This is a genomic window from Paenibacillus sp. FSL R7-0210 (assembly GCF_038009085.1).
GTDB lineage: Bacteria > Bacillota > Bacilli > Paenibacillales > Paenibacillaceae > Paenibacillus_AQ > Paenibacillus_AQ silagei.
In genome coordinates this window covers 5,333,343-5,346,706 of sequence record NZ_JBBPAR010000001.1, presented here as the reverse complement: position 1 = coordinate 5,346,706, position 13,364 = coordinate 5,333,343, and the positions used below count along the sequence as shown (strand labels likewise).

At 55.3% G+C, this 13,364-nt stretch carries 10 protein-coding genes and 1 riboswitch; of the genes, 7 read left to right on the top strand and 3 right to left on the bottom strand.

Going from position 1 to position 13,364, the window contains the following annotated elements; translation table 11 throughout:
• Positions 1–38: 38 nt before the first annotated feature.
• Positions 39–232: riboswitch (cobalamin riboswitch) on the top strand.
• 213 nt (positions 233–445) lie between these two features.
• The 7 genes from MKY64_RS22595 (at position 446) to MKY64_RS22565 (ending at position 10,368) form a co-directional block, all read left to right on the top strand.
• Positions 446–2,617 (top strand): S-layer homology domain-containing protein, encoded by a 2,172-nt coding sequence (locus MKY64_RS22595; protein WP_340955837.1) that lies wholly within the window; start codon positions 446–448, stop codon positions 2,615–2,617.
• Between the two features lie 454 nt (positions 2,618–3,071).
• Positions 3,072–3,962, top strand: coding sequence for a DUF4430 domain-containing protein (locus MKY64_RS22590; protein ID WP_340955835.1), 891 nt, complete (start codon positions 3,072–3,074; stop codon positions 3,960–3,962).
• Positions 3,959–4,903: an energy-coupling factor transporter transmembrane component T gene (locus tag MKY64_RS22585; RefSeq protein WP_340955833.1), complete on the top strand. Its 945-nt coding sequence runs from the start codon at positions 3,959–3,961 to the stop codon at positions 4,901–4,903. The genes MKY64_RS22590 and MKY64_RS22585 overlap by 4 nt, the downstream gene beginning before the upstream one ends.
• Complete coding sequence (locus tag MKY64_RS22580) at positions 4,819–6,597, top strand: ABC transporter ATP-binding protein (RefSeq protein WP_340955831.1); 1,779 nt, start codon at positions 4,819–4,821, stop codon at positions 6,595–6,597. Before MKY64_RS22585 ends, MKY64_RS22580 begins: the two co-directional genes overlap by 85 nt.
• On the top strand, positions 6,570–7,256 hold the full coding sequence (locus tag MKY64_RS22575) for an ECF transporter S component (protein ID WP_340955829.1): 687 nt from the start codon (positions 6,570–6,572) through the stop codon (positions 7,254–7,256). The genes MKY64_RS22580 and MKY64_RS22575 overlap by 28 nt, the downstream gene beginning before the upstream one ends.
• 149 nt (positions 7,257–7,405) lie before the next feature.
• Positions 7,406–9,115 carry a methyl-accepting chemotaxis protein gene (locus MKY64_RS22570; protein ID WP_340955827.1) on the top strand — a complete coding sequence of 570 codons (1,710 nt, stop codon included), beginning with the start codon at positions 7,406–7,408 and terminating at the stop codon, positions 9,113–9,115.
• 122 nt (positions 9,116–9,237) lie between these two features.
• Complete coding sequence (locus tag MKY64_RS22565; RefSeq protein WP_340955824.1) at positions 9,238–10,368, top strand: TolB family protein; 1,131 nt, start codon at positions 9,238–9,240, stop codon at positions 10,366–10,368.
• Between the two features lie 125 nt (positions 10,369–10,493).
• On the opposite strand, the gene qoxD is transcribed toward MKY64_RS22565, so the two are convergent.
• Genes qoxD through qoxB form a run of 3 tightly spaced genes read right to left on the bottom strand, consistent with a single transcriptional unit; the run spans position 10,494 to position 13,331 of the window.
• Positions 10,494–10,787 (bottom strand): cytochrome aa3 quinol oxidase subunit IV, encoded by a 294-nt coding sequence (gene qoxD / locus MKY64_RS22560; protein ID WP_036731442.1) that lies wholly within the window; start codon positions 10,785–10,787, stop codon positions 10,494–10,496.
• Position 10,788: 1 nt separating this feature from the next.
• Entirely contained in the window at positions 10,789–11,385 is a 597-nt protein-coding gene (gene qoxC / locus MKY64_RS22555) for a cytochrome aa3 quinol oxidase subunit III (RefSeq protein ID WP_036693560.1), read from the bottom strand.
• A complete protein-coding gene (qoxB, locus tag MKY64_RS22550) occupies positions 11,382–13,331 on the bottom strand; it encodes a cytochrome aa3 quinol oxidase subunit I (protein ID WP_036731445.1) in 1,950 nt (649 codons plus the stop codon). The genes qoxC and qoxB overlap by 4 nt, the downstream gene beginning before the upstream one ends.
• Positions 13,332–13,364: the final 33 nt, after the last annotated feature.

The following is a 13,364-nucleotide window of genomic DNA, read 5'->3' as shown; positions in this document are numbered from 1 at the left end:
GGAAAAGGTGCAGATTGCCTCAGAGGCCGTGCGCTGTCGCTAGCAGATGCTGGCAGGGCTATGTCTAATAGAGGAATCTGCTTAAAAGGGAAGCCCGGTGCAAGTCCGGCGCGGTCCCGCCACTGTAAATACGGAGCAACTCCTGAGGAGCCACTGTCCTGCTAACGGGATGGGAAGGCGGGGGAAGCGGTGAAGTATGAGCCAGGAGACCTGCCTTTTTCGTTGTTGTTTCTATTCTTCGGGGGTAAGAATGTGAAAGCAGATGCTGATATTGGCGAGGGCTGTATATGCTGTATTGTATGTAGTGTGGGAGAGTAATCGGCTCCTTCAGCCGCCCTGTATTGTATTCTTCCCCGGCCGCCCTGCACAGGGCGGTCTTTAGGTTGCCGCTCTATCTGCGGAGGAAGCAGGATTCATCCATTCTATTTCAGGAAAGAGGTTAGTTATGAAGAACCATTCTCTATCATCCAGGTTCACACGGCTGGGACTTGCTGTCATTATGCTGTTCGCACTGCTGGGAGCAGCCGTAGCCCCGGCAGGACAAGCTGCTGCTGCACAGGCAGGCGGGACTTCCGCACCCGCGGTATCCGCTCTGCCCGCAAGTGAGGCAGCCAGCGTAACTGCTGCGGTCTATGCCACTGCGGAGTTCATGCTGAAGAACGGAGTCCAGTCGGACTGGCAGGCGATTGGCCTTGCGCAAGCAGGCTACAAGGTTCCTGCCAGCTATCTGAAGGCGCTTGAAGGCAAGGTGGCTGAGGCTAAGGGTGTTTTTGCCAGAGCTACGGACTATGCCCGGATCACGCTCGCCGTTAAGGCACTTGGCGGCGACCCGGCGAATGTGGCAGGCTATAACCTGATTGAGAAGCTCTACAATCACGATGCAATTACCGGCCAGACGCTGAATAATCCGGTCTATGCACTGCTCGCTCTGGATTCCGGCAGCTATACAATCCCGGCAAATGCGAAATGGACACAGTCTAAGCTGCTGGCAGAGATTCTGGCGAAGCAGAACCCGGACGGAGGCTTTACTCTGACCACGGGTGCGAGTGATCCGGATATGACAGCGATGGTGCTGAACGCACTGGCTGGACATAAGCAGGAAGCGGCAGTGAATGCTGCCGGTCAGCGGGCGGCAGCCTGGCTGGCTAAGGCACAGGATAAGAACGGAGGATATGGCGACAGCAGCGAGAGTGTAGCTCAGGCCATCATCGGTCTGTCTGCCTTCGGCATTGATCCGGCGGGAGCAGAGTATACCAAAGGCCAAATCAATCTGGTCAGCAAGCTGCTGAGCTTCAGCGCTACAGGCGGCGGGTTCGCCCACACTGCGGGCGGCAGCTCCAATCCGCTCTCTACAGAGCAGGCACTGGAGGCTTTGGTAGCGTACAAGCTGTTTGGAACAGGCGGTAAGCTCTTTGATTTTAGCGGCACACCAGTGAAGAATCCTCAGGTAAGTGTCTCGGTTACAGTTGAAGGTCCGAATGGAACATTGGCTGAGGGCAGCGTATACGCCGGAAATGTGCTTACGGCACTGGATAAGACAGCAGCAGCCAAGCGCCTGGCTCTGGTCAATGAAGCAGGCAATTATGTGACGGGGATCGGCGGCGTGATTGCGGGTACTTTTGGCGGATATGATGGCTGGATGTATGTAGTCGCACGCGGCGGAGCATGGATCTATCCAAGTGTAGGGATGGGCGACTTCGCGCTGGAGGAGAATGACCGCGTTGTGATCTATTATGGCGGGGACAACACGCAGGTGGTTGATGCCGTAACCGTGACTCCCGGACAGCCGCAGCCTGGACAAGATCTGAAGGTGCAGGTAACCCAGAAGCAATGGGTCTGGAATGAGGCGACCTTCACCTCCGATCCGGTAACCTCACCGGCAGCAGGCGTACAGGTAACCATCGGCGGCAAAACAGCAGTTACAGATGCTGCGGGCGTGGCTGTTGTGGCCGGAGGACTGCCAGCAAATAAATATACCCTGACGGTTACGGGATATCTGAAGGATAAAACCCCGGCCATCGTGCGTCATACGGTCCCGGTAACGGTGGCTTCTGCGGCGGCGGACCGTCCGGCTTTTGGTGATGTGAAGTCGATCTCGCCTTGGGCGCTGGAGTCGGTATACACGGCGTATGACCGCAAGCTGATGAACGGTGTGAGTGAGAACAGCCTGCTGTTTGCACCGAAAAAGAATATTACCCGTGCTGAATTTGCAGCGCTGCTGCTGCGGTTAACCGGGAACGAGCCGTCTGCGGCGTCTTCTGCTGGGGCCTTCAGTGATGTTAAGGCCGGTACATGGTATTATGGAACAGTGAACCGGGCGAAGGAGCTAGGAATCATCAGCGGCGTAAGCGCCAAAACGTTCAACCCGGACGGGCTGGTTACGCGCCAGGATATGGCTGTGATGATGGTTAGAGCTTTTAAGCTGGATGCTACATCAGCCGGAGCAGGAGCAGGGGCTGGTAAATTCAGCGATGAAGATAAGATTAGCGACTATGCATTGTCCGCTGTCCGTACGGTGACGGGACTTGGATATATGAGCGGTACCGGCGGCGCATTCGAGCCTACTGCTGTGGTAACCCGTGAGATGGCTGCTGCTGTAGCGGTTAGATTGCCATAGTTGAGTAAGAGTAGGGGATGGTATAGTTTAGTTGAAATTTCCATTCCGCTGCAGGATGGGTGCTGTACGCTGGGGCGGACAATAAGTGGATAAATGACATCTAATTTGGCAGGATTTGCTGCAAAGCGGGAGTTAGTTGGAAAAACAACACTTATTCACGCCCGAAGCTCCCGTATGATGGGTTGTGGGCAGAATTAGATGCCTGAAATCCAACTAATTTCTATACAGGTGCGTAACAAGAATAATTAAGTGTAGAAAATCTAACTAACGCCCCCGTGCCGATGAGTAGTTGAGGCGTATAGGGTTGTTGAAGCGTTGCAGGCCCATTAGACAGGCGATTTTGCTTGGAATTAGTTCGGATATGTCTTGAAAAGTAAGCATAAGGTGTATGAAGGAACGGGGAACAGGCTGACTGGCCCCCGTTCTTTTCCCTTTTTGTGGAGGTGTGCAGGTAATGTTCTATCTAGTCAAAAGAGGCCGGGGAAGGCTGGCTCCGCTGCTTCTCCTGCTGATGGTATTGCTGCTCCCCGGCTGCTCCTCTGGGCAGCCGGATCAGGCAGGCGGCGGCCCGCAGCCGCCCGCCGGGACCCCGGCCGCGCAGACGCTGCGGCCTGGAGACGAAGCGGCTCCGCTGCCGGGAGCCGCTGAGGGCACTGCCGTACCATCCGCCCCTGCGGAAGGTACGGCAGCTCCGGCGTCGCCAGCCGCAGCGGCGACGCAGCCATCGGCGGGCGCGAGCGAGCCCGCCAAGCCGGCGTCGCCAGGCGCAGCGGCGACGCAGCCTTCGGCGGGCGCGAGCGAGCCCGCTAAGTCCCCGGCGTCGCCAGGCGCAGCGGCGACGCAGCCTTCGGCGGGCGCGAGCGAGCCCGCCAAGCCGGCGTCGCCAAGCGCAGCGACGACGCAGCCATCGGCGGGCGCAAGCAAGCCCGCCAAGTCCCCGGCGGCCACACCCAAGCCGCCGACCCCCGCGCCCGCTGCGGCGGCCACGCCAAAGCCGGACAACGTGGTTACCCTCTCCATCACCGGAGATGAGGAGCATGGCGTGATTCTGGCCGCTGCCCAGTACGAGATCAAGAAGGGCGAGAGTGTGCTGGACCTGCTGAAGCGGATTACACGGGCACAGAAGATCCAGATGGAATTTCAGGGCAGCAAGGCTTTTGCTTATGTGGAAGGTATAGATAATTTGTACGAGGGTGATCACGGGGCAGAGAGCGGCTGGATGTACAAGGTCAATGGAGAATTTCCCTCCAAGGCTGCGGGTAGCTGGATCGTCGAGCCCGGGGATACCATCGAGTGGCTGTATACACTTGATCTAGGCAAAGACCTGGGGGCCAAAGCGCCATGAGCAGCGGCTTTCGTTCCATGCATCCGGTAGTAGCCCTGCTGTATTATGCAGGGCTGCTGCTGTTCACTCTGCTGGTCTTCCATCCGTTATTTCTGGCTACAGAGATAGCTGGACTGCTGGCACTTCTGTTGTTGCAGGGCCAAGGGCGGCTGCTGTTGCGCAGCTTGCCTTTTATGCTGCTGATGGCAGCTTCCGTGGCCTTGCTGAACCCGCTGTTCTCGCATAGAGGGGCGCATATTCTGTTCTACTGGCTGGATCAGCCTATTACATTGGAGGCTGTGCTGTACGGGCTGATGATGATGACAATGCTGCTTACTATTTTCATCTGGTTTATATCCTACAATTACACGGTGACTACAGATAAGTTCATGTACCTGTTCGCGGCGGCGGCGCCGAGAACGGCGCTGCTGACGCTGATGGCTATCCGGTTCGTGCCGCTGTTCCAGCGGCGGCTGCGCCAGATTACGCTTATCCAGCGTCTGCGCGGGGTAGATACCGGTACGGGAAGCCTTAAGAAAAGAATGACAGATGGAATGACGCTGCTCAAGGTGCTGCTGACCTGGTCGCTGGAAGAAGCCCTCCAGACTGGAGACTCCATGACAGCCCGTGGTTACGGCAGCACCAAACGTAGCACTTACACGATATACAAGGCTGATTTGCAGGATAAGCTGGTGATGCTGCTGTTAACCGTTAGCGGTGTGGTTACGCTGCTGTTCTGGGTGCAGGGCTACGGCAAGCTGGAGATCTATCCCCGGATGAGACCAGCGGACTTCGGCTGGCAGGAGGCCGTCATGTACGGGAGCTTCTGCCTGTTCGTGCTGATTCCTGCGGGACTGGAAGGAAAGGAGAAATGGTTATGGAGATCCTCAAAGCACAGCAATTATCCTTCCGATACCCTGAAGAAGACAGGGACACGCTCCATGAGCTATCGTTCGTCATAGAAGAGGGGGAATTTGTCGTGCTCTGCGGCCCGTCCGGCAGCGGCAAAACCACCCTGCTGCGTCATCTGAAGCGGGAGCTCACTCCGGTGGGTTCATCCAGAGGAACCTTGACTTACAAAGGGCAGCCTCTGTCCGGGCTTCCGGCAGCGGTGGCCGCCGGGGAGATCGGGATGGTCTTCCAGAACCCGGATGCACAGATCGTGATGGATACGGTCTGGCATGAGCTGGCCTTCTCCATGGAGAACCTGGGGCTACCGCCTGCTGTCATGCGGACCCGGCTGGCGGAGATTTGCGGCTTGTTCGGGCTGGAGCCGCTGCTCTACCGTCCGGTACATGAGCTGTCAGGCGGACAAAAGCAGCTCATGAACCTGGCCTCAGTACTGCTGCTTCAGCCCAAGGTGCTGCTGCTGGATGAGCCAACCTCCCAGCTTGATCCTGTTGCTGCGCGGGAATTCATTATGGCGCTGCAGCGGCTTAACGAGGAAATGGCGGTCACAGTGATCATCAGCGAGCACAGGCTGGAGGAGGTGCTGCCGCTGGCCGATCGGGTGCTGATGCTGGAAGACGGCAAGCTGCTGGCAGATGCCGCTCCCCGCCTGTTCGCCCGGCAGACCGGCAGCGGAGCCTTGACTTCCGCTGGGCGTTACTTGCCAGCCGCCTCACGCCTGTACTTGTCGCTTGCTCCGGAAGCGGATTCCGCTGCGCCGGAGAATATTCCGCTGACCGTGCGTGAGGGCAGACGCTGGCTGCATGCCCTGATGGCAGGAACGGACGCTGCCGCAGGCGCTGAACTGGTTAATAACTTGAATAGGGAGGCAGGGACGACTCCCCTCGTTTCCCGCATGCAATCTGTTCCAGAGGGGGATTCACCTCCACCCCCCGCCGGAGTATCCGTGAAATCCTCGTCAGAGGAACTCCAAGCGGCCGGAGCAGAGACTCTCCTCTTCTGCCGCGAAGTAACCTTCCGGTATGAGAAGGAGGGCCGGGAGGTCCTGAGGAAGCTCTCGCTGACGCTTAAGCAGGGGGAGCTCCTGGCAGTCATGGGCGGAAACGGTGCGGGCAAGTCCACCCTGCTGCATGTGCTGAACGGGCTGATGAAGCCGCAGCGCGGCAGGATAGAGCTGGCCAAGGGCAAGACTACAGGTCTGCTGGCACAGAATCCGCTGCTCTATTTCAGCTATGATACGGTAGCCGAGGAGCTGCAGCATATGGGGAGCTACGCCGGGTTAACGCCAGAGGCAGCAGCAAGCGAGATTGAGGCTTTGCTGGCGGTATTCCAGCTCCGGGAGGTGCTGCAGAGTCATCCGCATGACCTCAGCGGCGGGCAGCAGCAGCAGACCGCGCTTGCCATGATGCTGCTGATGAAGCCGGATATTCTGCTGCTGGATGAGCCGACTAAGGGGCTTGATCCGGCCGCCAAAGACAGGCTGGCCGCCCTGCTTCAGCAATTGCGCGGGCAGGGGATCAGTATTCTCATCGTAACGCATGATGTAGAATTCGCGGCTAAGCATGCTTCGCGCTGCGCTCTCCTGTTTGACGGGGGGATTACGGCGGAAGGCACACCGGCGGAGTTCTTCAGCAGCAACTACTTCTATACCACGGCAGTCAACCGGATGGTGCGGGACTGGCTGCCGCAGGCATTGACAATAGAGGATGTGATTCGCACATGGCCCGCTTCCGCATACCGCTGCTAATTGCCCTGGGACTCTTCATCGCGGGGCTTGCGCTTACCGCAGCATTCACTGACCGGCATTATGTGCTGCTTAGCGTGGTGCTGCTGCTGGCAGCTCTCCTGCCGCTGTTCATCCGTCTGGAGCGCCGACCGCTCCAGTCCCGTGAACTTGTGCTGCTAGCGGTGTTGTCCGCTATTGCAGCTGTCAGCCGGATTCCTTTTGCCGCATTACCGGGGGTAAAGCCTGTGTCGGCCGTTGTCATCCTCTCCGCTTATGTCTTCGGGGCAGAGGCGGGATTCGTTATCGGAGCAGTCGCTGCGCTGGTCTCTAATATGTACTTCGGGCAAGGGCCCTGGACGCCATGGCAGATGTTCGCCTGGGGTATGACCGGACTTACAGCCGGGTGGCTGCGGAGGAGCTGGCTATTGCGCCAGCGGGCCGGGCTGCTGGTGTTTGGCTTCATCTGGGGGTTCCTGTTCGGCTGGATTATGAATATCTGGGTCCTGCTCAGTCTGCCGGATGCCTTTAGCTGGCGGCTGGTTGCCGTTACGTTTGCCGCAAGCTTTTATTTCGATCTGGCCCATGCCTTGTCGAATGTATTCTTCTTAGCGGTGCTGGCCGGAGGCTGGACCAAGGTGCTGCAGAGATTCCGCAAGAAATATGGCTTGCTTCAAGAGTGAATAGAATTATAATTAATGGATAACGCTCTACCAAAACGATATTTTTCTTCTTTTTTCGACAAATTTCTTAGCAGGGCCATCAACAATTCGATGTTATTCTCCGATAAGTAAGGTTACAGCTAGATATCGAGAAGGCGGGATAACAGGAAATGAGACATCTGAAGATTAAGCATAAAATGATTGTACTGATCGCAGTGGTTATTCTACTACTAATCGGGATCGGAACAACGGGTATCCTGACGACAACCAGAATGGCTGAGAGGTCTGAAGAGACATACAGGCAGAACCTGCAGCCGATTTATTTCGTAACGGAGATCCGCGGGAATAACCGGGCGATTGAGTCTTTTCTGCTGGAGGATCTGATTACAACGGATGACGCGAAGAAGCAGGAGCTGAAGGCGAGAATTCAGGAGAATATCCAGACGAACAATGAGCTGATGGCCGAACTGAGGAAGATTGAATTTAACAATGACAAGATTGCAGCCTATGTGAACGAATATACCCTGCTGCTGCCGGATTACCGCTCACAGCGTGACAATATTATCCATTTGGCCGATAACGATCTTAACGACGAAGGGTATCAGGTGTTCACGGGCCGGACCTTTAACGAGCTGCGTGACAAAATGGTCCGGCTGCTAGAAGAGACAGCGACGTTATTCATTCAGGATGCGTCTGCCCATAATACACGGACGGCTGACAGTGCCAAGAGCTCTGTTACGTTAAGCAGCGTTCTGATTGCGCTGGCCTTGCTGCTCAGTATTGTCCTGAGTGTGATCATCACCAGATTGATTACGAGACCGCTGAAGGAATTGCAGGGGCTGATGAAGCGGGCGGAAGAAGGGGACCTGACGGCCTCTGCCGCTTACCGGTCCAAGGATGAGATCGGCCAGATTAATACATCGTTCAATACCATGCTGGACGGGTTGAAAAATATGATGCGCGGCGTCTCGGAGAGTGCCGAGATTCTCTCGGCCTCCTCCCAGCAGATGAGCGCCAGTGCCGACCAGACCGCGCACGCCTCACAGATGATCGCTGAGACCTCAGGCGAGATCGCAGCCGGATTCGATGTGCAGGCGGAGAGCATTACCCTTACTACACAGTCTGTACGGACGATGTCCTATGAGATTGCCGAAGCCCGGTATAGCGGACAAGAAATGACCCGCCTGATGGAGCAGGCTGCCTCCTCCACGGAACGCGGTGTAGATGCAGTAGAACAGATTCTGGCCCAGATGCGGGAGATTGACTCCAGTGTCTCGGCGAGCCGCCAGATTGTCGGCAACCTGGGTAGCCTGTCCGAAGAGATTAACACCATCATTACAACCATTAATGAGATTGCGACCCAGACCAATCTGTTGTCCCTGAATGCTTCCATCGAAGCCGCCCGGGCAGGCGAGCATGGCCGTGGCTTCGCTGTAGTTGCCGGTGAGATCCGCAAGCTGGCGGAAGCTACCGGAACAAGCTCGCTGCAGATTACAGAGATCATTAACCATATCCGTCAGCAGACCGCCAGTGCTGTAGAATCGATGGAGCAAGGCTCCGGGATTGTCTCTCACGGTGTAGCACAGAGTGAGGTGGTATCCGAAGCCTTTACGGCGATCCAGACCTCCATTCAGGCCGCCAGTGAGCAGACAGAGCAGATTACACAGGTCATCGGCCATGTCGCGCAGGAATCGGAGGAAGTGGCCAGATCCATGTCAACGGTGAATGAAATCTCACGCAAAGGCGCCGCAGACGTTCAGGGCACCAGTGAAGCAAGCCTGGAGCAGCTGACCGCGATGGGAGAGATGTCCTCCTCTGCACAGTATCTGGCTACCCTGGCCGAGGACCTGCAGAAGCATCTGGCCCGGTTCCGGCTGTAACGGCTATAATAGACATCAGCCCGGCCCGATTCGGCCGAGGAACCCTGGAGATTCCCGGGCATCTTCGGCGGAGCCGGGCTTTTGAACGTATTATTATTAATCTCAAGGAGGCGGTCTCTATAATGAACACCCGAACATGGAAGCTGGCGATAGTTCCAGCCTTGTTAATGACACTTGCAGCTTGTAGCTCGAATCAGGCTAGTGCTCCAGCGGTTAGCCCCAGCCCACAGCCAACAGCGGCTCCTGTAGAAGCTTCTGCCCAGCCTACGGAAGGGCCAAAGGTTACACCGGCACCTGCTGAAGCTGCTGGGGTAACGGTAGGGGAAAGTAAACAGTATGAGAAAATAGCAATTTCCGACTGGAAGGACGATAGAACCGTTGTCGTGTCCAAGCAGAACGATAAGCTGGGGCCGATCAGCTCAGGAGAGCTGAAGGGTTCCTATCCGCAGAGCCTGTATTTCTTCCATCCGGATACCGGCGAATACGAAATGATTACAGAGAAGGCGAACATGATGCTGGGGGATGCCAAGCTATCCGCCAATCAGTTATTTCTGCTCTATAGTGAATTCTCCCTGGGTGATCCAGTCTACAATGTAATGGACCTGGGGTCCAAGAAGACGTTCACCATCAAGGGCGATGCCATTGCCGGAGCGATGGGGGCCGAGTGGGCGGATAAGGATACGGTAGTGGGTCCTGCATACAGCGGCGGTGCTTACACAGCGACGGCTACCTCAATGAAGATTGCCCCGGTGGAGGGACTAGGCGGGGAAGGTCTGATTGTTGTAAGACAAATCAAGGATAAGATCTATTACACCAGTAATTCGAAGGACTCACTGCATAGCTTGGACCTGAATACTAAGGTGAAGGCTGACTTGAATATTCCGGGTACCAGCAGCGTAATCCCTTCACCTGACGAAGAACAAATGCTGATCCTGCAATATAAGGAGACTACCCAGTCGCTGCTGCTCAGCGGCACAGACGGTAAGAATCCGCGGACCCTGGTGGAAGGCGCCGAGCTTGGGGCCGTCTCCTGGTCCCCGGATCAGCGGCTGATTGCCTATAGTGTAACTATTGAGGAGAACGGGACAACGAATAATACCTTATATGTCTACGATCTGTCTTCTGACAAGTCCGTCCAGATTGCGGAGAGCAATGGAACGATGACCACCTCATGGAGCCCCTCGGGCAAGCAGCTTGCGTATACAGAGCGGGATGACAGCGGGAGCAGCAGCAGTATAGTCCAGTTAAAGTAGAACAACAACATGATGGCAATCTTTAAAATTCAAAAAAGCGGTCCGCACCGGTAAATTTACCGGATACGGACCGCTTTTATTATAGATTACTAGAAGGAGCATAATGCTCCTCTGCTTCTTACATGCTAAGCATACCAGCCCCATACGAAGATGAACAGGGTGCCGAAGATGGTGACCAGAGCCACGAACATGGCGTATGCGATGTTGATATACAGTTCTTTTTTGGAATCGGCCGATTCTCCGATGTGCATGAACACAAACAGCTGCAAGGAGGCCTGGATCAGCGCTGTAACCAGCAGCACCACCATATTGGCACTGGAGGACAGGTCTCCGTAAATTACAATCAGTGCAGCGGCAGAGAGGACCAGAGAGGCTACATAACCCATCACATGCTTAATAGGGAATAGTTGCTTCATCATGTCACATCAGTCCTTTCAGGTAGACGAAGCTGAAGATAAAGATCCAGACCACGTCTAAGAAGTGCCAGAACAAGGAGAAGATGAACGTTTTGTTGGCGGTAGCGGGAGTAATGCCGCGCTTCCACAGCTGAATCATAATGCCAATTCCCCACAGCAGACCGAAGCTGACGTGAAGACCATGCGTTCCCAGTAGTATGAACAGACTGGAGAGGAAGCCGCTGGTCTGCAGCGTAGCTCCTTCATGTACATAAGTGAAGAACTCGTCGATTTCAATACCGACAAAAGCCAGACCCATCACCAGCGTAATCGCCATGAAGACCATCATGGCTTTCTTGTAGCCGTGCCGCATGGCATGGACAGCCAGACCGATGGTGAAGGAGCTCGACAGCAGGAGGAAGGTCTCCATCAGCACCGGGCCGATCTCGAACAGCTCGCTGCCGCTTGGTCCGCTGGCATAGCGGTTAACCATTACGAAATATACAGTGAACAGCGTAGCGAAGAGAGGGATCTCGGCTCCGAGAAAGACCCAGAAGCCGAAGATCTTGTTACTGTTCTCTTCCGTTGAATATTCGAGCGGCTTGGACGCATCTATTTTCATACAGTCTCACCCCGCATCAGTTTCTTTTCTGTAGCTGCAATCTCTTCTACAGGAATGTAGTAGCCCTGGTCCTTATCGAAGGACATGAAGGCCAGCACAACCAGGATTCCAATCCCCGAGACAATCGCCGGAATCCACATGCTGAAGACCAGGAAGAAGCCGAGGAAGAAGAAGACTACACCCAATATGAACGGCTTGCCGGTGTTGCTAGGCATATGAATCTTGGTGTATTTGGTCTCTGTGTACAGCGGAATATTATCGTGCTTCGCAGACCATAGAGCATCGCGCGTCTCAACCTTAGGCACAATCGCAAAGTTGTAGAGCGGGATCGGGCTGTGTGTAGCCCATTCGAGCGTCCGGCCATCCCAAGGATCGTTGGTTGTATCTCTCGGCATGTAACGGGTACTCCAGTAAATATTGTAGACCAGGATCACGAAGCCGATCGCGAGTCCGACGGCCCCGACGAAGCTCAGCATATTGAGCGGACCAAAGCCTGATTCCTTAGAATAAGTATACAGACGGCGTGTCATTCCCATCAGTCCCAGGAAGAACATTGGGAAGAAGGTTACGTTAAAGGAAATGATGATCCACCAGAAGGCATGCTTGCCCAGCCGTTCGTTCAGGCGGAAGCCGAACACTTTCGGGAACCAATAGTGGAAGCCGGCGATGACGGCGAACACGGCACCCGGAATCAGCACGTAGTGGAAATGCGCCACCAGGAACATCGTGTTGTGATACTGGTAATCGGCGCTGGCCATTGCCAGCATGACGCCCGTTACCCCGCCGATCGTGAAGATCGGGATAAAGGCCAGTGTGTACAGCATCGGGGTCGTGAAGGTAATCCTGCCCTTTCGCAGGGTGAATAGCCAGTTGAATATTTTGACCCCGGTAGGTACTGCTATGGCCATCGTTGTGATTGAGAAGAAGCTGTTGACCATGGCACCTTGACCCATTGTATAGAAATGGTGCGCCCATACAAGGAAGGACAGGAGCGAGATGATCAGCATGCTGAATACCATGGAGGTATAGCCGTACAGGTTCTTCTTCGAGAAGGTGGCGATAATCTCACTATAAATACCGAAGGCCGGAAGAATAACGATATAGACCTCCGGATGTCCCCAGACCCAGAACAGGTTGGCCCAGAGCATATCCATCCCGCCGTTGGCCATCGTGAAGAACTGGGAGCCGAAGAGGCGGTCGAACATCATCATCGCCAGCGCTACGGTAAGAACCGGGAAGGCGAAGACAATGATAACGTTGGTGATAAGTACGGACCAGGTGAACATCGGCATCTTCATCAGCGTCATGCCTGGTGCGCGCATTTTGAGAATCGTTACGATAAAGTTAACCCCGGTGATCAGCGTACCGATACCGGATATTTGCAGGGCCAGAGAGTAATAGTTGTTCCCTACGGTCGGGCTGAATTCAAGACTCGCCAGCGGGAAGTAGGCTGACCAGCCCGCATCCGGCGAGCCGCCGATGACGAAGGAAATGTTCAGCAGCATGGCGCCCATGAAGAAGAGCCAGAAGCTGACCGCGTTCAGCCGCGGGAAGGCAACGTCCCGTGCGCCGATCTGCAGCGGAATGATTACGTTCATCAGACCGATGATAAAAGGCATGGCCATGAAGAGAATCATGATCAGACCATGGGTGGTGAAGACCTCATTGTAATGCTGCGCATCGAGGAATTTCATTTCCGGCGCAGCCGTCTGCAGACGCATCATCATCGCATCTACACCGCCGCGGAACAGCATCAGCAGCGCCGCGAGGATGTACATGATCCCGATTTTTTTGTGGTCAACCGTGGTCAGCCATTCGCGCCACAGATAGCCCCATTTCTTGAAATAGGTAAGCCCTACGAGAATCCCGATGGTTGCCAGTGCAATACTGATCATGGCCCCGTATATCAAGGGTTCGCCGTGAACCTTAAATTTGTCCAAATCCATTAGGGTAGCTCCTTTCAGTGTGTTGCATTAAGC

What these genes read in the sequence shown, in the direction of transcription:
- MKY64_RS22595 (WP_340955837.1), top strand. Translation starts at nt 446, where the DNA reads ATGAAGAACCATTCTCTATCATCCAGGTTCACACGGCTGGGACTTGCT.
- MKY64_RS22590 (WP_340955835.1), top strand. Translation starts at nt 3,072, where the DNA reads ATGTTCTATCTAGTCAAAAGAGGCCGGGGAAGGCTGGCTCCGCTGCTT.
- MKY64_RS22585 (WP_340955833.1), top strand. Translation starts at nt 3,959, where the DNA reads ATGAGCAGCGGCTTTCGTTCCATGCATCCGGTAGTAGCCCTGCTGTAT.
- MKY64_RS22580 (WP_340955831.1), top strand. Translation starts at nt 4,819, where the DNA reads ATGGAGATCCTCAAAGCACAGCAATTATCCTTCCGATACCCTGAAGAA.
- MKY64_RS22575 (WP_340955829.1), top strand. Translation starts at nt 6,570, where the DNA reads ATGGCCCGCTTCCGCATACCGCTGCTAATTGCCCTGGGACTCTTCATC.
- MKY64_RS22570 (WP_340955827.1), top strand. Translation starts at nt 7,406, where the DNA reads ATGAGACATCTGAAGATTAAGCATAAAATGATTGTACTGATCGCAGTG.
- MKY64_RS22565 (WP_340955824.1), top strand. Translation starts at nt 9,238, where the DNA reads ATGAACACCCGAACATGGAAGCTGGCGATAGTTCCAGCCTTGTTAATG.
- qoxD (WP_036731442.1), bottom strand. Translation starts at nt 10,787, where the DNA reads ATGATGAAGCAACTATTCCCTATTAAGCATGTGATGGGTTATGTAGCC.
- qoxC (WP_036693560.1), bottom strand. Translation starts at nt 11,385, where the DNA reads ATGAAAATAGATGCGTCCAAGCCGCTCGAATATTCAACGGAAGAGAAC.
- qoxB (WP_036731445.1), bottom strand. Translation starts at nt 13,331, where the DNA reads ATGGATTTGGACAAATTTAAGGTTCACGGCGAACCCTTGATATACGGG.